Origin of the sequence: Bradyrhizobium sp. AZCC 1719, assembly GCF_036924525.1 — a bacterium.
Lineage (GTDB): Bacteria > Pseudomonadota > Alphaproteobacteria > Rhizobiales > Xanthobacteraceae > Bradyrhizobium.
The window spans coordinates 5,885,953-5,905,213 of record NZ_JAZHRU010000001.1 but is presented as its reverse complement, the minus strand read 5'-3'; the positions used below and the strand labels follow the sequence as shown (position 1 = coordinate 5,905,213).

Genomic DNA, 19,261 nt, shown 5'->3' with positions numbered 1-19,261 from the left:
CCATGACTTCACTTGCGAAACTTCTCGCTCAAAAGGAACAACTGCTAGGCAGGCTGGAGGAGAACCCTGGGCCCAACGAGCGCGCCGAACTGGAACGCCTTTTGGAGAAAGTCGATGCAGCGTTGAGTTCGCTGGAGCCTGCGCTCGGCGACATGGCCGAGGAAGACTTGGCCGAGGATCCTGACAGCCGTTCGAAACCGACTTGATTTTGTTCGCCCGACCGCATGTGCTCTTGGCGCGTTTAGCCCGCCTGTGCGGCGAGGGCGTAGAGCCAGCCCATCAGCGTCGCTACCGACACCAGCGTTGTGATCGAGACTGTGGCCGCGACCAGAGGCTCTTCCACCTTGTACTCGCCTGCCAGGATATACACCGTCTTGGCGGTCGGCACGGCGGCACAGATGACGGCGGCGATCGTGTAGAGCGGATTGAGGCCCGACGCCAAACAAAGCCCGTAGACGATCAGCGGCATGATTACGAGCTTCACGACCGCGAGGGCGACGGATGCCATGACGTTCGAGCGTATAGCTTCAACTGACAGGCTTAGTCCAATGGCGAAGAGCGCGCACGGCGTTAGAGCAGCCGCCAAGATGTTCATATAGGCCGCGAGTAAGGCCGGCATTGGCAGGCCTGTGATCGACCACGCAAGACCGATCAGAGTCGATAGCACCATCGGATTGAGCACGATCTGCTTGACCAGCATTACCAAACCTGCCGTCCTCGCGTGCGCGCCGCGTCCCTCGCTTTCCAGGAGAATAACCGTCGCGGGGAACATCACCCCCGCCACGAACAAGGTTGCGATGGCGGCGGGCAGAACGGCAGGCTGTCCGTAGATGGAGTGCAGGATTGGCAGCGCTACGAATCCAGTATTGGTCATCGCCGCGGCCATTCCATAGAGCGTGCTGCTGGCGCGGTCGCGTCCCCACCGGAGGTGGACTGTCAGAAAGACCATAGCGAAGCACAGAATGGAGCCACCGCCGAACGCCAGCAGAAAGCGCCATTCGAGAAGATTGCGTGCCGGCTCCTGCGCGATGGTGACGAATAGCAGCGCCGGCATCGCGACGTTATAGGCGAAGTGCACAAGCCCGTCGGCCAGCGACCGCGAGATGTAGCCGAGCCAACCGGCCAGCCAACCCGTGACGATAATCGCAAACACAGGAAGGACCAGGTCGGCGACTGCCATCTTGCTTTCCCTTTGACGGTCCCTTGATCAGGCGCGTTGTGAACACATGGCAAGGCAGAGTCGCGCCAAGTTAAGCTGATTGGCCACGGAAGCCAATTGACCGAATGGCTGGCACGTTTGAGACATCGTCGAACCGACGCGAATGACCCAAAGCGGAAATCGTCCAAAGATCAGACGTCTTTTCAGGACGCACGAGATCGTGTAGTCTTTGAATAGCTGTCGTCGCAGGCGGGAAATGCCGAATTCCTCGCGGGACTGAACGGACAGCAGTCGTGCCATCGGCAAGCATTGCACTCAAATCACCGACTCCCTTTTTCGCCGGTCCTTCAGCATTCGCATTCCAACGCGGGTGCGCGTAAGCGCGCCCGGATGCCATTTGAATCCTGTGAATCCTGAAAGCGCGGGCCCCTGAGCGGTGCCTGCGAGGGAGGAGATCTCCATGGCTGACCACCCCACCATTTCGACTGAATCTGATCTGGCATCGCCGGCCCTGCCGGCCACCGCGGTCACGCGCCGCTCGCTGCTCGGCGGAGCCAGCATCGCAGTTGGCGCCGCCGTGCTTGCGTCGCCGCCGGGCATGCCCGGAGTAGCCCCGGCCGCGGCGCAGACTGTGGGCGTGAGCGTGGACGTGCGCCCGCTCGACGCGGCGTTCAAGCGCCGCGCCTTCGAAGTCCGACAGGCCTGCGCGAGCAACAACGAGAAAATTCCCATCCCGCCGCACCCGGCGAATGGCGACGAGGCGCGCTACACCAACAAGATCGGTTCCGATACACGGGGCCTGCCGCACGACAAACGCGGCGAAGTGGAACAAGCTGCATGGCAGGCTTTCTCTACCGCCTGCCAGTCGAGCGATCCCGCTGATTTCGAGAAAATCCCGCTTGGCGGCACGCGCAAATTGGTCAATCCCATAGGCACACAAGCCGTCAGTCTCAGCGGCTTGAATGCTACTCAGATTGCGATACCGCCGGCACCGGCCCTTGCAAGCGCGGAGCGCGCCGGCGAGGCGGTCGAGGTATATTGGCAATCCCTGCTTCGTGATGTTCCGCTTACCGAGTTGCGCGACGACACCTCCAATCGCGACGTGCTTGCAGCAACCGAGGAACTCAACAAGCTTGCCGATTTCCGGGGGCCGAAGTCTGGTGGGCGCGTCACACCCGGTACGCTGTTTCGTGCCAATGCACTTTACTTCGACCCGACTGACGCGAAGGGCCGCTCCGTCACGCCTCCAGGCGTTCTGGACGGCCCGCTGATCTCGCAATTCCTGCTCCGGGACGTGCCCTACGCCTCACAGTCGATCAGTGCCCAAATTCGCACCGCGTTGCCCGCGAGCGAATTCCTGACCGAATACGAGGAGTGGCTGGCGATCCAGAACGGCGCCGCAGCGAAACGCCGGTTGCAGTTCGACGCGACACCGCGATACATCACGACAGGAAGAGATCTTGCGGAGTATGTCCGCGCTGGTCCCGCACTCGGGTGGGCGGCAGCGCTGATGCTTGCAACCCCCGGCGGTGGAACGGATCAACGGTACTCCGGCATGTATCCACTGGCGGAGCCCATATCCTACCCGTCTAACCCGTATCGGAAATCGAAAACACAGGGGCCTGCGGGTGCCACCTTCGGATTGGCCTATGTGCAGGCACTACTCACCACGGGGATCAGCAACTCCGTCCGCGCGTCCTACTGGCAGAAGTATTTCGTGCACCGGGCTGTGCGACCTGAAGCCTACGGCGGTCTGGTGCACCATCGCCTCGCCAATGGTGTGAGCGACTACCCGCTGCATGATAGCTTCCTGAAATCGGAAGCGCTTGATCGCAGTAAAGCCAAATATGGCACCTATCTTTTGTCGCAAACCTATCCGGAGGCCGCGCCCCTTCACTCCACCTATCCCGGCGGCGCTACAGGCGTTGGTGCCGTCACGGCTACCATCTTGAAAGCGTTTTTCGACGAGAGCCGCGTCATCATCAACCCGGTACAGCCCGATCCGGCCGACCCGACGAGGCTCGTGCCCTATACCGGGCCGCCGCTCACGGTTGGTGGAGAGTTGAACAAGCTCGCGGTGAATTTCGGTTTCGGACGGAATTGGGCGGGCATCCACTGGCGTTCCGACGCTTCTGCCTCAATGGCGATCGGCGAAGAAGTGGCTATCGGCATGCTGCGGGACGAGCGCATTACTCTCCGCGAACCCTTCGACGGCTTCTCCTTCACGCGCTTCGACGGCAGCCGCGTGACGATCTGACAGCAGTCGGGCGACGCCCCGCCGTGGGGCGTCGGCCCGTGTCCGTTTCCGGCGGAAGACCGAAAGCGGTCGGCCGACGACCAAATTGGCGCGAATGGACCCGTGGGATACCGGTAACGCGGTGCTGCAGTCCTTGACGTTCTCCCAATTTGTGTCCATATGCGGGGTAATCGACACTTGGCCGAACGACTGGGCCCGCTTTGCCTCGCTGCTGACAGGCACGCACGTTTCAGACCCTTCTCCAAAAATCGATCAACGGACGTAGGTGCCGATCCATCGGTGCCTCGATCTTACGTGCACTGTCAGAAGGGAACATCTGTGCATAAGAGAACTGTGCAGGGGTCTAATGGGCCAAAAGACTTTGGCTCCATTCAGACTCCCATTGGCAGCGATGACGTCCCCGACGCTCGGCGTTGGAAGCGCATTTTGGGCAACTACAGCACCCCAAGTCGGCCGCGGAGCCTGGCCGAGTTGGCGATCACGGCCTTGCCGCTCGTCATGCTTTGGACCGCGGCCTGGTTCACGTTCTCCCTTGGTTATGCCTGGGCTTCATTGCTTATCGCGGTTCCGGCCGCTGGCTTTCTCTTACGCCTGTTCATGATCCAGCACGACTGCGGCCATGGCACCTTTTTTGCCGGCCGCCTGGCGAATGACTGGGTCGGCCGCGTCATTGGCGTGCTCACGCTCACGCCTTACGACTATTGGCGCCGCACGCATGCGATTCATCATGCCACCACCGGCAACATCGATCGCCGCGGCATCGGCGATGTCGATACGCTGACAGTGCGCGAATACCGGGCCCTTTCCTGGTGGGGTCGTCTGAAATACCGTCTTTATCGCCACCCGCTGATCATGTTCGGGCTCGGACCGGCCTATCTGTTTCTTTTGCAACAGAGGATTCCGGTCGGCCTCATGCGCCATGGTTGGCAGCCTTGGGCCAGCACAATGGCAACCAATCTCGCGATTGCCGTCATCGTCGCTGTGCTCACGTGGTTTATCGGGATCAAGGCGTTCCTGCTCGTGCATCTTCCGATTACGCTGCTGGCCGCCACGGCCGGCGTATGGCTGTTCTACGTGCAGCATCAGTTTGAGCACACGACGTGGGATCGCGACGAGAGCTGGAACCTGCATCAAGCCGCTCTGTACGGCAGCTCGCATTACGAACTGCCGGCGCTGCTACGTTGGTTCACAGCCAACATCGGTATTCACCACGTGCATCACCTCTCGAGCCGAATTCCCTATTACCGGCTGCCGCACGTGCTGCGTGACCACCCAGAACTGCGCGATGTCGGCCATATAACGCTCCTGCAGAGCTTTCGGTGTGTACGACTTGTGTTGTGGGACGAGGCGCAGCGCCGTTTGGTGTCGTTCCGGGAAATCAGAGCCCGGGACTTTTAGGAAGCAGCGCCAACTCTCGCAGCACCATCGCCATAGCGGTCGCGGCTACTCGATCCGGACAGCCGCCGCCATGAGCGTACCAGTATCGATGGGAGGTCAGCTTTCGCAACACGCCGCAGACGGCGCTCGGGAAGTAGGCATTAGGCATGCCATGGCCGTGATCGTCCCGGGAAGTTTGCAAGGGTATGGCACGTCGCTCCAGGCGAGGTGCCATCCTCTATTCCGCTTTTTCCCGAAAGTGCTATCATTCAATGATCGTTGTACGCGCAAGGGATGTCGGTTGGCTTTGTTCACCCCGGGGAGGTGACGTCGTGGCTAAATTGGATGACCGCACGATTGCAAACATGGAAGTTGCGCTGGAAAAAGCCTGCCGCCGTTTTCCCAACGGCGGCGATCATGACAGCCGCAAGTATGTCGCCCGAAAGCTGATGCAGAGTGCGGAGGAGGGAAACACCACCTTGGGCGGATTGGACGTTGTCGCGCACCGGGCGGTTCAAGAACTGTCGAAGCCAAAGTCGGCATAACGATCGCGTCGCGAGCGGTGCTGCCTCAACGCAGCAATGCCGCCGATAGCCGCGCGTGCTGCCTCAGTTCTTCAGCACGATACGTCCCACCACCTTGCCGGCGCGCAGTTCGTCGATCCATTTCTGGACGTCGGCCATCGGCTCTTCCTTCATCGGCGTCGGCTTGATCTTGCCGGCGCGGGCGAGGGCCATCAATTCCTTGGCCTCGGCGAGTGTGCCGACCATGAAGCCCTCGATGGTCATGCGCTTGTAGACCCATTGCACCATCGGCAGGCTGAAATTGCCGCCCATCAGGCCGGACACCACGATCTTGCCGCCGCGTGCGACGGTTGCAACGGCGAACGCCATCGATTTCTCATTGCCTGCAAAATCGACGACGCCGTCGAAGCCGCCTTCGGTCTCTTTCAGGATGCGCCTGATAACCTCGGGCTCGGCCGGATCGTAGGCAACCGCTGCGCCGTTCTGCAGCGCAGTCTCGCGCGCGGCAGGAGAGAGGTCGGCGACCGTGATGTTCTGCTTGAACATCGCCTGCGCGAACGAAAGCCCCATCATGCCGACGCCGCCGAGCCCGATCAGCAAAAGGTTGCGCTGCCGCGGACGGTCGACCAGCCGCTTCAGCGCGCCATAGGCGGTGACGCCCGAGCACATCAGCGTCGCCGCCTGATTGACCGGCAACGGATCGTAATCCAGCAGATATTTGGCGTCAGGTACCAGCACGTGAGTGGCAAAGCCGCCATCGATGGAGACGCCGAGGAAGCGCTGCTTGACGCAGAGGTTTTCGTCGCCATTGGCGCAGTCGCGGCACTGGCCGCAGCCGATCCAGGGGAATACCGCCTGCTTCCTTCCGATCAGCTCTTTCGACACATCGGGACCGACTTCATCGACGACGCCGGCAATCTCGTGCCCGAGCGTGAACGGCAGCGTCATGCCGCGCGTGGTGTCGAGCCGTTTGCCGCCGCCGAGATCGGCATAGCCGTCCTGGATGTGCAGGTCGGAATGGCAGAGACCGCAGCGCTCGATGCGGACGAGGACTTCGCGTCCTTGCGGCTTCGGCGTGTCGACAATGGTTTCGCACAACGGCGCATCGAACTTGACCAGCGACTGGCGACGCATCAGCGCCATGGCATCATCTCCTCGAGCAGTTTCTTCGGGGCATTTTAAGTTTTTATGCTTCGTATATCGGTCAATTCGCGGGCCATGGCAACAAAGCCGGAGATTGGAATGGTTTCGGCGCGCCTGGTCGGGTCGATATGCGCGGCTTCGGCCAGCCGGGCGGGATCGACCGAGAGCGATTTGAGGCTCTGCCGCAGCATTTTGCGGCGCTGGCCGAAGGCCGCGGCCGCCACCTGTTCGAGGGCGCGGCGGTCACACGGCTCGGGTGCCTCACGCGGCGCCAGCCGCACCACCGAGGAGGTCACTTTCGGCTGCGGCACGAACGCGGCGGGGGAAATGTCGAACAGGATTTTGGTCTCCGAGCGCCAGTTGGCGAGCACCGCGAGCCGGCCGTAGGCCTCGTCGTTCTCCTTGGCGACGATCCGCTCGGCGACCTCGCGCTGAAACATCAGCACCATCATGTCGTACCAGGGCGGCCATGGCTCGATCGAGAGCCAGTCCACCAGAAGCGCGGTCGCGATATTGTAGGGCAGGTTGGCGACGATTTTTGCCCGCTCGCCGCCCAGCATCGGGCGGGGATCGAAGCGCTGCGCGTCGGCGTGAACGATCTCCAGCCGGCCAGGATAGCGCTTGGCGATGTAATCGAGCGGCGCCAGCGCGCGCTCGTCGCGCTCGACCGCGATGACGCGTTTGGCGCCGAGCGCCAGCAGCGCGCGCGTCAGGCCGCCGGGGCCGGGACCGACCTCGATGATGGTGGCGCCTTCGAGCGGGCCAGCGGCGCGTGCAATCCGCGCGGTGAGGTTGAGGTCGAGCAGAAAATTCTGACCGAGCGATTTGCGGGCCGACAGGGAATGTTCGCGGATGACCTCGCGCAGCGGCGGCAGATCGTCGATCGCGCTCATGAAGGTTTCGTCGCCGCCATGCGCGCGGCGAGCCGCAACGCCGCGGCGAGACTCGACGGGTTGGCTTTGCCGGTGCCGGCAATGTCGAAGGCGGTGCCGTGGTCCGGCGAGGTGCGGATGAAGGGCAATCCGAGCGTGACGTTGACGGCGTCGTCGAACGCAATGGTCTTGATCGGGATCAGCGCCTGGTCGTGATACATGCAGATGGCGCAGTCATAGGTCTTGCGCGCCGCGGCGTGGAACATGGTGTCCGCCGGCAGCGGGCCCCGGGCATCGATGCCTTCCTTGCGCAGCATTTCGACGGCGGGTGCTACGATGTCGATGTCTTCGCTGCCGAGCGAGCCGTCTTCGCCGGCATGCGGATTGAGGCCCGATATCGCAAGGCGTGGCTGGGCAAGGCCGAAATGGGCTTTCAGATCCGCAACTGCAATCCGGGCTGTCGTGACGATCAGCTCGGCTGAGAGCTGGGCCAGCGCCTCGCGCAGCGAAAGATGGATGGTCACGGGAACGACGGCGAGCGCCGGCGACCACAGCATCATCACCGGCTGCGGCACGCGGCCGCCATCGGCGGCAAGCTCGGCGAGATACTCGGTATGGCCGGGATGGCGGAATCCGGCGCGGTAGAGCACGCTCTTGGCGATCGGGTTGGTGACGACGGCGCCGGCGCGTCCGGCCCTGACGTGGTCGACCGCATGACGAATCGAGGCAAGCGCCGCGCTCGCACTGGTCTGGTCTGGCAGTCCGGGGGGCGCGGTCGCGATGTCGCCGGTTGCGACCACGGGCAGGGCCGTCGCAAATGCCGCGCTCGCTTCCTCAGGCACGGCGTCCGCGAGGTCTATCGACAATCCCAGGATTTTCGCCCGCTCGGCGAAGAACGCGCGATCGCCGAGCAGGTAGAACGGCGGGAGGTCCAGCTCACCGCGCCGCCGCCACGCTTCAAGGGCGATGTCGGGGCCGATGCCCGCAGGTTCGCCCGATGTCAGCGCGAGGGGCTTTGCCATGCATCAACGATATTCGATCATCGCAGCTTTGCGGATGTCGGCCAGGTAAGCCTTCGACTTTGCCTCGTACTTCTGCGCGTACATCTTTTCCCGGATCTCCCGCTTCTTCGGCGTATCGATCTTGGTCGGCTTGCGGTCGCACAACGCCACCATCTCGACGCCCTGTTTGGTGATTTCGGGCGGGGTCAGGCGACCGACCGGCGTCTTGTCCAGGAGCTCGCGAAGCGGGCCGGGTATGTCGGCCGAAGTCTTGGTGACGATGCCGCGGATCGCGGCATTCTGCATCGACTTGAAGTAGGAGTTGGCCTGCTCGCAACTCTGCACGCGCTCGCGCAAGGACTCTGCCTCCTTGCGCCGCAAGTCGATCGCGCTTTGCGCCGAGCCGCGCGGCACGATCAGCACGATTGGCTGCAGCCTGTATTCGAACGCGTCGGCCTGGGTCGCTTCGCCGCTTTGCTGGGCGGCGTCGGCAACGTCCTTCTCGCCGACCTGGAGGCTCTCCTTGAAACGGCCGCGCACCAGGCTGCCCCAGACCATCTCGGCCTTGAGGCGGGCCTTCAGCGTTTCCGGCCGGACCCCCTGGCTCTCCAGGGACTTGGTCAACTGTTCGGGCGAGATACGCATCCGCTGGCTCATTCCCGCATAGGCCTGATCCATATCGCTTGCGCTGGGATCGACGCCGAACCGCTTGCCCTCCTTGATCTTCACCTTTTCGTCGATCAGTTCCTCGATCACCTCCTTGCGCGGCATCTGCTTCCGCGTGGTCAGGAAGTTGAGCTTGGTGCGCTGCTCTATATCGAGAGTGGTGATGGGCTCACCGTTCACCATCACTGCCACGGACTGCGCTTGCAGCGGTGAAGCGCCGCCGGCCAGAACGGCAAGCGCAACGGCGCCGCCGGCGATCAGGGACCAAAATCGGCGAGGAAGGAGCGTAATGGTCGGCATGGTCATATCAGTCGTATCAACCAATTCGTACCGCGCGGTGCTGAGTATTCTCCGGCAAGGTCGGGCCTCACGCTACTGAATGCCGCTGCTGCCAGACGACGAGGACGTATTCGCAATGGTCCGTAGGCCGATCTGCACCATGAAAGCGTGATTGAGCACCGGCGGCGTCGTCCCGGCGGAGTAGGTATAGGACGTGACGTAGTTGGCGGCCAGCACGAAGCAATCGTCCACATAGCCGGCGCCGATGATGTACTGGTTCAGCTTGTTGGCTTCAAGATCCCAGCGAGCGGCTCCCGAAACGACCCAGTTCGACGCCACCTTGATGGATGCGCTGCCGAGCAAGCCTTCGCGCCGGGTCAGGTACCCGAGTTCCGGCTGGGCGGCATAGTTGCCATACATCATGCTGACCGACCAGCGGTCGAACGAGGCGCGTCCTTCGGCTTCGAAGCGATTGACGTTCGCCGTTGCTTCATCCATGCGCGAGCGCACGCTGAACGTATAGGTCCGGTTCGGCGAATAATTGACGCGGGCGACGTAGTCGGAGCGGGTGGTCTGCAGGCCGGAATTCAGCGCCGTGTTGGTCGGGTCCGCCACGGCGAACGAGTTCAGGCCGAACAACTGGTAGGATTGGCCGAACAGCACATTGACGCTGCCGCCGCGATCGAACTGCGTGGTCGCCTGCACGCCGACATTGGCGCGGCCGCCGCCCTCGACGCGGTCGTAGCCGGAGAACTTGTCGATCGCGAACAGGTTGCTGGCGTCGAACACCATGCTCTGCGCGTCTTCGTTCGGCAGCCGGCCGGCGAAGGTCTCGTTCGGACGAGCGATGATCTGCGCAATCGGCTCGATCGTGGTGGTGCCCCAGGGCTGAACGTTGATGAAGGGGTAGCGATATTCGAGGCCGACCGTCGGCATCAGGCGGACCGCCTGCGTGTCGCCCACGGGCAGGAAGTTCGAAACGCCCGGCTGGTTCGAGATCGAGGCGTCGATGGCGTCGGCGCGCATGATCGCAAACGGCGTCCAGATCTGACCGATCGGATCGGTGTACGAGCGCCGCCACTGCGCTTCGGCCGTCAGCCGCGTGTAGGTGCCGGGCATGCCGCGCAGCAGGCACTGCGAGGGAATCCGGGCCAGCGGATCGGCCGATGCGTTGAGGCACAGGCCGTTGGTGTTGGCCAGCGTCGTGATCGGGTCGAACGCCGCGGTCGTGCGCGACAGGCTGGTGAAGTTCGTCTTGTAGCTGACCTCACCGCCGAGGATCGGGTGGTTGATCACGTTGGAATAGTCGACGACCGGATGGATCACCGGGACCTTGTCCTGGTTCCCGGAGAAGGAGAGGTAATGGATCGTGCGCGCATCGAAGAAGCTGCGATTGCCAACGCCGGTCAGATAGAGCTGCGAAATCGCTTCCGTCGGCAGGCTCAGGAACGAGCCCAGCGGATCCTTGTATTGGGCCAGCCGATAATCAGAGAAGAAGTAGTAGTCCGACAGCAGGACGCCGTCCCATCCCCAGACCCATTTGTCGTTGATGGCGAACTGGCCCTTGGTGTCGACGCCGCCGCGGAAGTCACGATCGCCGGGCAGGCCGGCGAACGCGCCGGGATCGAGCTGATTGATGCCGTAGCCGCGGATCTGGTACGAGCCGTTGATCAGGCGCTGGCGGAATTCGCCCTGGAACAGCACGCCTTGCCGCGTCGTGAAGCGCGGACTGAACGTCGCGTCATAGTCCGGCGCGATCGCCCAGTAGAACGGGGTCTCGACGGCGTAGCCATAGGTCGAGTTGTTGCTGTAGGCGGGCATCAGAAAGCCCGTCTTGCGCTTGACGGTCGGATCGGGCGTCGAAAAATACGGCAGATACGCCATCGGCACGCCGAAGAATTCGAGCTGCGCGTTCTCGAAGTACAGCATCTTGTCGGTCTGGTCGTGGATGATGCGCGCACCCTTGACCTGCCACAGTGGCGGCTTCTTCGGATTGTCCTTGCATGGCGCGCAGGCGGTATAGACGCCATTTTCGAACACGGTGTAATTGCCGGCGGAACGGTCGGCGCGCGTCGCCGCCATGCGCGTATCGTCAGCCGTATCGACGCGCAGCGAATCGACGAAACCGTCACGGTAGTCGTCGCTCAGATCCATGATGTTGGCGTAGGTGACTTTGCCTTCCGCATCGGTCAGGCGGATGTTGCCCTCTGCATGCAGCCGCTTGGTCTTCTGGTCGTAAATGACCTTGTCGGCCTCCACGCTGGTGCCGTTGTAGAACATCTGCACGTTGCCGACCGCCGACACGCGCTGGTTGTTATAGTCGTAGTCCACCTCGACGGCTTGCACGAGCATCTTGCCGTCGTTGTTGGTGGGCCGTGGCGGCGGCTTGGGCGGGCGCGGATTGTAGGTGAAGCTTTGCGCCGCGGCGGGAGCCGTCAGGGCAAGCTCGATCATGCCGCCGAAAACCAGTCCGGCGAGCAAGGCAAACATAGGTACGCCAACGGCGGCCAAGCGGGCTCGATAGCGGCGCACGGTGGTGCGCCGCCTGAACGCAGGCGACCTCAACTGGCGGGCGGCGACAACGGCCACTACCCGTCCTCCTGGTACAGCAAGGCTAAGAAGCCGGTGAGGCCGCCCACACAGACAGGCAACCACGCCGCAGCGATGGGATGCATCAACTCAGCCTTGCTCAAATCCTCAGTAACTTTCGATAGAACGTAGAGCAGAAACCCTGCGCCCACGCCACTTAAAACCATCTTTTGCACGCCGCCCATCCGGAAGAAGCGAAGGCTGACGGAAGCCGCCAACATCACCATTGCAGCCAGCAAAAATGGCTGTGCGATGAGCTTATGGTACTGCAGACGGTAGCCTGCGGTCGCGAAGCCGGAGCTTTCGGAAGAGCGGATATAGCCGGGCAGTTGCCAAAAAGACACGGTTTCGGGGGTCGAGAAACTGTTGCGAACCTGGGCCGGGGTCAGGGTGGTTGAGAGGTAATAGGTCTCCTGATCAACCGGAGGTTTATCCAGGGAGTATCGACGTACCGATTTGAAGGCCCAGCGGCCCTCTTCGAGTGAGGCTTCGCGCGCCTCGATTCGCTCCTTGAACTGGAGATCGGTATCGAACCGGAACACGGTCAGCCCCGTCAGCCGGACACCCTGCTGCTCGCTGCGCGCCGCATTGATGATCGACTGGCCGTCGCTGTTGATCTGGTTGAGCCAGAAGCCGGATGCATCCTGAATGCCGCCGCCGGGCGCCGAGCCGAACAGTTCGGCCTCCATCCGCTTGGACAGTTCGCGCAGGTTCGCCGACATCGGGTTGTAGGCAACCGTTGCCAGGGTGCCGAGGATGATCGAGCTTGCCAGTGCCGGTGAAATGAACTGCCAGGCGGATACGCCGGCCGCGCGTGCCACCACCAGCTCAAGCCGCCGCGATAGCGCGAGATAGCAGGTCATCGCGCCGATCAAGACGCAGAACGGCATCAGCTTTTCGAGCAGTTGCGGCACCCGATACAGCGACGTCTGCGCCACCGTGATCGCCGATGCGGATACCAGCCCGGAGGTCTTGCGGACCATTTCGATGTAATCGACCAGCACGAGCAGCACGAAAATGCTCGCAAACACGCCCACAGCCGAGATCAGGAAGCGGCCGGCAAAGTATCGCCCGAGCGTGTTGGTCATCATGCTCATGCGGTGGCGGGCCGTCCAAAGAGCCGAGCGAGGCGTGCGTTCGACCTGTTGATGGCCTCCATCAGCGCGGCCGGCGGCTCCACCACGATGCCGCCGATGATCATCCACAGCCCGACGCCGATCGCGCCGAACAGCATCGAATACTGCACGAGAGCCATGCTTGGCGTCTTCACCGTCATTACCGAGCAGGCGAATCCCGCCATGCGCAGGCCAAACACCGCCAGGATCGACCCGCCGATCGAAAAATTGCGGCTCTGGCGCGTGGTGCGCGGCGTGCCGAGGAAGGCAAACGTCAGCACTGCGAAGGCGAAGGGATAGACCGGCGCCAGGAAGCGGTCATGCAGCTCGGCGTGAAACTGCCCGGAAAGCTGCTTGAAAACCGGATCGTCCCCCGATGGCGAGATCAGCTCCCAAAGATAGCGTTCGCGAATCCCCAGTGCGACGTCGCGGCCGCGATTGGAGAATTTCGACATGTCGAAAGCGTAACGAACGAACGCCACAAAGGCCGGATCGCGCTTTCCCGTCTCGAAACGTTCGAGATTGCCGTCTTCGAGCACCAGATAGGAGCCGTTCTCGTTCTTCAGTACCGTGCCGTGGTTGGCGATGATGGTGACACGCTCCTTGGGATCGCGGCGGTCGTCGACGAAAATGCCGGCGAGCACGCCGCCCGGCTGGCGCTCGCGAATCCGAATCGTCAGGTTCTGGTCGAGCTGGGCGAAGCGGCCGGGCTGCAGGATATTGGTCAGCACGTCGGCCGTGATTTCGGCATCCCATTGCTTGATCCGGCGCATGCCGTCGGGCGCGAGATAGGAGCCGATGAAGGCAACCATCAGCGCCACCACGCAGGTGGCATAGAAAAATGGGCGGAACAGCCGGAAAGGCGAGAAGCCGGCGGCGTTCATCACGATGATTTCAGAATCGGTGGCGAGCTTGTTCAGCGTGTGGGAGATCGCGATCATCAACGCGATCGGGGCGATGATCAAAACCAGCGCCGGAATCACCAGGCTGGTGATGCCGAGAAAGGTGATGATGGTCTGGCCCTGGCTGGTCATCAGGTCGATGCCGCGCAACGCCTGCGTAATCCAGATCACGCCGGTGAGGCTGACCAGGACCAGTGCAAACGACGCGAGCGTCGTGCGGAAAATGTACCTGTCGATCGACCCCATCGTTACCGCACGATCCCACCCTTGCACGCCCAAAGGGCGGCTTCCGACCAATCCCTGTTTGAGGGTTCCCCATTGGTCGGGCCGCCAATCGTCAGCCGTCTACATTCTCACTACCATCCCTTTGATCCGTCAACAAAATGGCCGGGCCGTGGCGTCCCCTCGACACGGTTAATAATTCGCCTCATGTGGCGTTCCAGCCACTGCGGCGCTTGGCAGTGGCGCGGCAGACAGGCCATAGTGCCGAAAACATCAGGTCCCGAGCGATTTGGGCCGTTACCGAAGAGAACATTCCATAATGCGGACCGATTCTGGCCGCGCAAGACAGCCCTGAATTCTGGAGGATTTACCTATGACCGACGCCGTCAAGGTCGGCTTTGTCGCTTTTTCCGCTGCCCCCCGCGCCGTTCTCGTGGTGTTTTGCGACGAGGCATTGAAGTTCGGCGAGGCGACGCGGAAGGCGCTGGGGAAGTCTGCCGATACGGTCAAGCGGGCGGCGGCGGTCAATCAGTTCAAGGGCAAGAGCGGATCGACGCTCGACATCCCGGCGCCGGATGGAATCAAGGCAGAGCGCCTGATCGTCGTTGGTGTCGGCAAGCCGGCCGATATCAAGGAGAAGGATTTCCTCAAGTTCGGCGGGGTGACGGCGGGCAGGCTCAACACCGCCAGCACAGCGGTCACCGTGATCGCCGAACTGCCTGAGGGGGCGATGCAGCCCGATTCGGCCGCCGCGATCGCGTCGGGCATCCGGCTGCGCGCGTATAAGTTCGACCGCTACAAGACCAAGAAGAAGGACGGCGAGAACGGCGCGCTTCGCGCCGACATTTCGATTGCCGTTGACGATGTCGCCGCCGCGCGAAAGGCGCTCGCGACCGCGTCCCATGTCGTCGACGGCGTGATCATTGCGCGCGAACTCGTCAACGAACCGCCGAACGTACTCTACCCCGTGGAATTCGCGCGCCGTGCGAGCCAGCTCAAGAAGCTCGGCGTCGATGTCGAGGTGCTCGACGTCAAGGCGATGAAGAAGCTCGGCATGGGCGCCTTGCTCGGCGTCGCACAGGGCTCGACCCAGCCCGGCCGCACCGTGATCATGCGCTGGAACGGCGGCAAGAAGGGCGATCAGCCCGTTGCTTTCGTCGGCAAGGGCGTCTGCTTCGATACCGGCGGCATCTCCATCAAGGGCGCCGCCAGCATGGAGGACATGAAGGGCGACATGGGAGGCGCGGCCTGCGTGGTCGGGCTGATGCATGCGCTGGCGGCACGCAAAGCGAAGGTCAACGCGGTCGGCGCCATCGGCCTGGTCGAGAACATGCCCGACGGCAACGCCCAGCGCCCCGGCGATATCGTCACCTCGATGTCAGGGCAGACCATCGAAATCATCAACACTGATGCCGAAGGCCGGCTCGTATTGGCCGACGTGCTCTGGCACGTGGCGAAGAAATTCAAACCCAAATTCATGGTCGATCTCGCAACGCTCACCGGCGCGATCATGGTCGCGCTCGGAACCGAGTATTCCGGCATGTTCTCCAACAATGACGAACTGGCGGAACGGCTGAGCAAGATCGGAAATGAAACCGGTGAGCGCGTCTGGCGCATGCCGCTTGGTCCTGAATACGACAAGCTGATCGATTCGCAGTTTGCCGACATGAAGAATACCGGCGGGCGCCACGGCGGCTCGATCACCGCCGCACAGTTCCTGCAACGATTCGTCGACAACACGCCGTGGGCGCATCTCGACGTCGCGGGAACCGCGATGGGCGCGCCGAAAACCGACATCAACCACAGTTGGGGATCCGGCTACGGCGTTCGCCTGCTGGACCGGCTGGTCGCGGAATATTACGAAGCCACGAAATAGTTCGGTTGCAGGCGATGACGGAAGTCCTGTTCTACCATTTGCAGGCCATGTCGCTCGAAAGCGTATTGCCGCCGCTGTTGGAAAAATCGCTCGAGCGAGGCTGGCGCGTGGTCGTGCAATCGACTTCGCCGGAGCGCACCGAGGCGCTCGATGCGCATTTGTGGACCTACAGCGACGATTCGTTCCTGCCGCACGCCACATGGCGCGCCGGCGATGCCCACGACCAGCCCATCATTCTCTCGATCGAGGAGAACAATCCGAACGGGGCCAATGTCAGGTTCCTGATCGACAACGCGGCGTTGCCGGCCGACTGCGACAGCTACGAGCGGGTGGTGCTGGTCTTCAACGGCGACGATGCCGATGCGCTAACGGCTGCACGCGGGGCCTGGGCCGATTGCAAGGCGCGGGGATTCGAGGTGACCTACTGGCAGGCCGACGAGCGGGGCCGGTGGCAGCGGCGGCAATAGCGATCCACAGGAATTAATGATAATCAGCGGTTTCTGCGCCGGACCTTGCGGGCAGCCATGGTCGTGCCGCAAAGTGATGGTCGGACAAATGGTTACAGTAAGGGTGGGGGCCTGGGGTTTAGCGTGCGACGCGGAACAATCGATCGAAAGCCACTGCTGACGTTGTTGCTGCTCGGACCCGCGCTTGCGGGCTGCTCGGGCGGAGCAGACCTGCTGTCGAAGGATGCGGACTGGTTTTCGCGCTCCGGACGCGTGTTCATCCGCAACGTCTCGATCGAAACGCCTCCGCTCACCCCGACCAAAGCGGTGACGCCGGATGAACTCGTCAGTGCCGACGGCGCTTGTCCCGGAATGGCAGCGCCGGGCACCGACGCCAATGCGCTGGCGAATGGCGCTGCAGGCGGCCCGCCTCCATCGACGACGGGAACGGTGGCGCTGGGCCATACCGAATGCGACGTCGTGCGCGGCATCGGTGCGCCCGACAATGTCGGCCTTTCCAACAACCCGCGCGGCGATCGCGTGGCGGTCGTCAGCTATTCGCGCGGCCAGCGGGCCGGCATCTACACCTTCACCGCCGGACGCCTGACGTCGATCGAGCGTGCACCGGAGCCGGCGGCGCCGGCAAGGGGCGCCAAGCCGAAGAAGAAGCCGGCGGCGTAAATTCGCCGACGACGATGTTTTTTGGTTAGATGAGTTTAGCCGCAGACGCCCTTTACCTCTCCCGCTTGCGGGGGAGGTCGGCGCAAAGCGCCGGGTGGGGGCTCTCTCCACTCGGGTAGTATCGCCCGCGGAGACACCCCCACCCCAACCCTCCCCCGCAAGCGGGAGAGGGAGCGCACCTTCGTCGCGGTCGCAATCAAATCTAATTCCATCATGGTTTAGCTAGCCCGTCGCTTCGTCAAATTGCGAACTGGCTTCCAGCCAGTCTTCCTCGGCGCGGCGCAGCGCGCTTTCGGCGCCGGCGCGCGCCTTGCTGAGCTGGGCGGCCTGCTTGGGATCGCGCGTGAACAGATCCGGCAAGGCAAGCGCAGTGTCGATCTTGGCGATGATGCCGCTGATGCGCTCGATTTCGGCCTCGGCTTCGACGATCCGCTGCTTCAGCGGCGTTCGCCTTTCGCTCCTGGCGCGCTCGGGCTTCACGCTTTCCCTGACACGCTCGCTGCCGCGCTCGCGCTTATCCCCGATCGACAATACCATTCGCCTGTAATCGTCGAGGTCGCCGTCGTAGGTCGTTACCGTCTTGTTGGCGACAACCCACAATTGATCGGCGCAGGCTTCGATCAAATAGCGGTCGTGCGAGACCATGATGACGGCGCCGGGGAAATCGTTGATCGCTTCGGCCAGCGCCGCGCGGCTGTCGATGTCGAGGTGGTTGGTCGGCTCGTCGAGGATGATCATGTTCGGGCCGAAGAAGGTGGCGAGCCCGAGCAGCAGCCGCGCCTTCTCGCCGCCCGAAAGGCTCTTGACCAGGGTATCGCCGGCCTTTCCGGAAAATCCGATCGCGCCGGTGCGCCCGCGCACCTTGGTTTCCGGCGCATCGGGCATCAGCCTGCGGACATGATCGTAGGGCGAGGCATCGAGGTTGAGCTCGTCGACCTGATGCTGCGCGAAATAGCCGACCGAGAGCTTTTCCGCCCGTGTGATCCGGCCCGAGAAAGGTTGCAGCTTGTTGGCCAACAGCTTGACCAGCGTCGATTTGCCGTTGCCGTTGGAGCCGAGCAGGGCGATGCGGTCGTCGGTGTCGACGCGCAGCGTGACGCGGTTGAGCACCGGCTTTTTCACGTCGTAGCCGACCGAGACGTCGTCGACGGCGATGATCGGCGGCGACAGCATCTTCTCCGGCGTCGGGAAGGTGATTTCATGCACATCCTGGGTCACCAGCGCAGTAACCGGCTTCATCCGTTCCAGCATCTTGACGCGGGATTGTGCCTGTCGGGCTTTCGAGGCTTTTGCCTTGAAGCGATCGACGAAGGCCTGCAGCCGCTTGCGCTCGTCGGCCTGGCGCTTGGCGTGCTTGGCGTCCAGCATTTCGCGCATGGCGCGCTGTTCCTCGAAGGAGGAGTAGGTCCCCTTGTAGAGCGTCAGCTTGCCGCGATCGAGGTGCAGGATCTGGTCGACCGAAGTGTCGAGCAGGTCACGGTCGTGGCTGATGACGATGACGGTGCGTGGATAGTTCGCAAGATGGTCTTCCAGCCACAGCGTGCCTTCGAGGTCGAGATAGTTGGTCGGTTCGTCCAGCAGCAGCAAATCCGGCGCCGAGAACAGCGTCGCCGCCAGCGCCACCCGCATGCGCCAGCCCCCGGAGAATTCCGAGCATGGCCGCGCCTGATCCGCGGCGGAAAATCCGAGGCCGCTCAGGATTGCCGCGGCGCGCGCTGGCGCGGAGTGCGCGTCGATGTCGACCAGCCGGGTCTGGATTTCGGCGATGCGGTGCGGATCGGTGGCAGTTTCGGCCTCACGGAGCAGCGCATCGCGCTCCAGATCGGCCTTCAGTACGACATTGATGAGACTCTCCGGGCCGTCCGGCGCCTCCTGCGCCAGGCTGCCGACGCGCCAGCGCGGCGGTAGCGTAATGCTGCCGGACTCGGTCGGCAGGTCGCCCCGGATCGCATGAAACAGCGTCGATTTGCCGACGCCGTTGCGTCCGACAAAACCGACGCGAGCACCCGGCACGATCTGCACCGAGCTGTCGTCGATCAGGAGGCGCCCGGCAATCCGGATCGAAATATCTGTGATGGAAAGCATGCGGCGTTGTCACCGGAGCCGGTGCCAAACGCAACTCATTTATCGGTAAGATCAGCTACCCATCGGC

16 protein-coding genes are annotated in these 19,261 nt (G+C 62.8%); 7 read left to right on the top strand and 9 right to left on the bottom strand.

What is annotated here, in order from left to right; genetic code table 11:
- The first annotated feature begins 2 nt into the window (after positions 1 to 2).
- Positions 3 to 206, top strand: a complete 204-nt coding sequence (locus tag V1292_RS27960; RefSeq protein WP_334375813.1) for a hypothetical protein — start codon at positions 3 to 5, stop codon at positions 204 to 206.
- A gap of 35 nt (positions 207 to 241) precedes the next feature.
- Here V1292_RS27960 and V1292_RS27955 read toward each other — a convergent pair whose 3' ends face one another.
- Positions 242 to 1,180 (bottom strand): AEC family transporter, encoded by a 939-nt coding sequence (locus V1292_RS27955; RefSeq protein WP_334375812.1) that lies wholly within the window; start codon positions 1,178 to 1,180, stop codon positions 242 to 244.
- Positions 1,181 to 1,619: 439 nt separating this feature from the next.
- On the opposite strand from V1292_RS27955, the gene V1292_RS27950 reads away from it, so the two are divergent.
- From V1292_RS27950 to V1292_RS27940, 3 genes are all read left to right on the top strand, one after another.
- Positions 1,620 to 3,416 carry a vanadium-dependent haloperoxidase gene (locus V1292_RS27950; protein WP_334375811.1) on the top strand — a complete coding sequence of 599 codons (1,797 nt, stop codon included), beginning with the start codon at positions 1,620 to 1,622 and terminating at the stop codon, positions 3,414 to 3,416.
- Positions 3,417 to 3,785: 369 nt separating this feature from the next.
- Positions 3,786 to 4,814 carry a fatty acid desaturase gene (locus tag V1292_RS27945; RefSeq protein ID WP_334377189.1) on the top strand — a complete coding sequence of 343 codons (1,029 nt, stop codon included), beginning with the start codon at positions 3,786 to 3,788 and terminating at the stop codon, positions 4,812 to 4,814.
- 344 nt (positions 4,815 to 5,158) lie between these two features.
- Positions 5,159 to 5,338, top strand: coding sequence for a hypothetical protein (locus tag V1292_RS27940; RefSeq protein ID WP_334375810.1), 180 nt, complete (start codon positions 5,159 to 5,161; stop codon positions 5,336 to 5,338).
- Positions 5,339 to 5,401: 63 nt separating this feature from the next.
- Here V1292_RS27940 and V1292_RS27935 read toward each other — a convergent pair whose 3' ends face one another.
- The 7 genes from V1292_RS27935 to lptF form a co-directional block, all read right to left on the bottom strand.
- Positions 5,402 to 6,460: an alcohol dehydrogenase gene (locus tag V1292_RS27935; RefSeq protein WP_334375809.1), complete on the bottom strand. Its 1,059-nt coding sequence runs from the start codon at positions 6,458 to 6,460 to the stop codon at positions 5,402 to 5,404.
- A 35-nt stretch (positions 6,461 to 6,495) separates the two neighbouring features.
- Positions 6,496 to 7,353 carry a 16S rRNA (adenine(1518)-N(6)/adenine(1519)-N(6))-dimethyltransferase RsmA gene (rsmA, locus tag V1292_RS27930; RefSeq protein WP_334375808.1) on the bottom strand — a complete coding sequence of 286 codons (858 nt, stop codon included), beginning with the start codon at positions 7,351 to 7,353 and terminating at the stop codon, positions 6,496 to 6,498.
- On the bottom strand, positions 7,350 to 8,354 hold the full coding sequence (gene pdxA, locus V1292_RS27925) for a 4-hydroxythreonine-4-phosphate dehydrogenase PdxA (protein WP_334375807.1): 1,005 nt from the start codon (positions 8,352 to 8,354) through the stop codon (positions 7,350 to 7,352). The genes rsmA and pdxA overlap by 4 nt, the downstream gene beginning before the upstream one ends.
- A 3-nt stretch (positions 8,355 to 8,357) precedes the next feature.
- Positions 8,358 to 9,299 carry a SurA N-terminal domain-containing protein gene (locus V1292_RS27920; protein WP_334377188.1) on the bottom strand — a complete coding sequence of 314 codons (942 nt, stop codon included), beginning with the start codon at positions 9,297 to 9,299 and terminating at the stop codon, positions 8,358 to 8,360.
- A gap of 72 nt (positions 9,300 to 9,371) precedes the next feature.
- Positions 9,372 to 11,768: an LPS-assembly protein LptD gene (locus V1292_RS27915; RefSeq protein WP_334377187.1), complete on the bottom strand. Its 2,397-nt coding sequence runs from the start codon at positions 11,766 to 11,768 to the stop codon at positions 9,372 to 9,374.
- A gap of 98 nt (positions 11,769 to 11,866) precedes the next feature.
- A complete protein-coding gene (gene lptG, locus V1292_RS27910) occupies positions 11,867 to 12,964 on the bottom strand; it encodes an LPS export ABC transporter permease LptG (protein WP_334375806.1) in 1,098 nt (365 codons plus the stop codon).
- Positions 12,961 to 14,130: an LPS export ABC transporter permease LptF gene (gene lptF, locus V1292_RS27905; RefSeq protein WP_334375805.1), complete on the bottom strand. Its 1,170-nt coding sequence runs from the start codon at positions 14,128 to 14,130 to the stop codon at positions 12,961 to 12,963. The genes lptG and lptF overlap by 4 nt, the downstream gene beginning before the upstream one ends.
- Before the next feature lie 349 nt (positions 14,131 to 14,479).
- On the opposite strand from lptF, the gene V1292_RS27900 reads away from it, so the two are divergent.
- The 3 genes from V1292_RS27900 to V1292_RS27890 all read left to right on the top strand — a co-directional run bounded on the left by V1292_RS27900 (position 14,480) and on the right by V1292_RS27890 (position 17,109).
- Entirely contained in the window at positions 14,480 to 15,982 is a 1,503-nt protein-coding gene (locus tag V1292_RS27900) for a leucyl aminopeptidase (RefSeq protein WP_334375804.1), read from the top strand.
- Between the two features lie 14 nt (positions 15,983 to 15,996).
- Positions 15,997 to 16,449, top strand: a complete 453-nt coding sequence (locus V1292_RS27895; RefSeq protein ID WP_334375803.1) for a DNA polymerase III subunit chi — start codon at positions 15,997 to 15,999, stop codon at positions 16,447 to 16,449.
- Between the two features lie 123 nt (positions 16,450 to 16,572).
- Positions 16,573 to 17,109, top strand: coding sequence for a hypothetical protein (locus V1292_RS27890; RefSeq protein WP_334375802.1), 537 nt, complete (start codon positions 16,573 to 16,575; stop codon positions 17,107 to 17,109).
- A gap of 222 nt (positions 17,110 to 17,331) precedes the next feature.
- On the opposite strand, the gene V1292_RS27885 is transcribed toward V1292_RS27890, so the two are convergent.
- The gene (locus V1292_RS27885; RefSeq protein ID WP_334375801.1) at positions 17,332 to 19,194 is read right to left on the bottom strand and encodes an ABC-F family ATP-binding cassette domain-containing protein; all 1,863 of its coding nucleotides are present in this window, start codon (positions 19,192 to 19,194) and stop codon (positions 17,332 to 17,334) included.
- Positions 19,195 to 19,261: the final 67 nt, after the last annotated feature.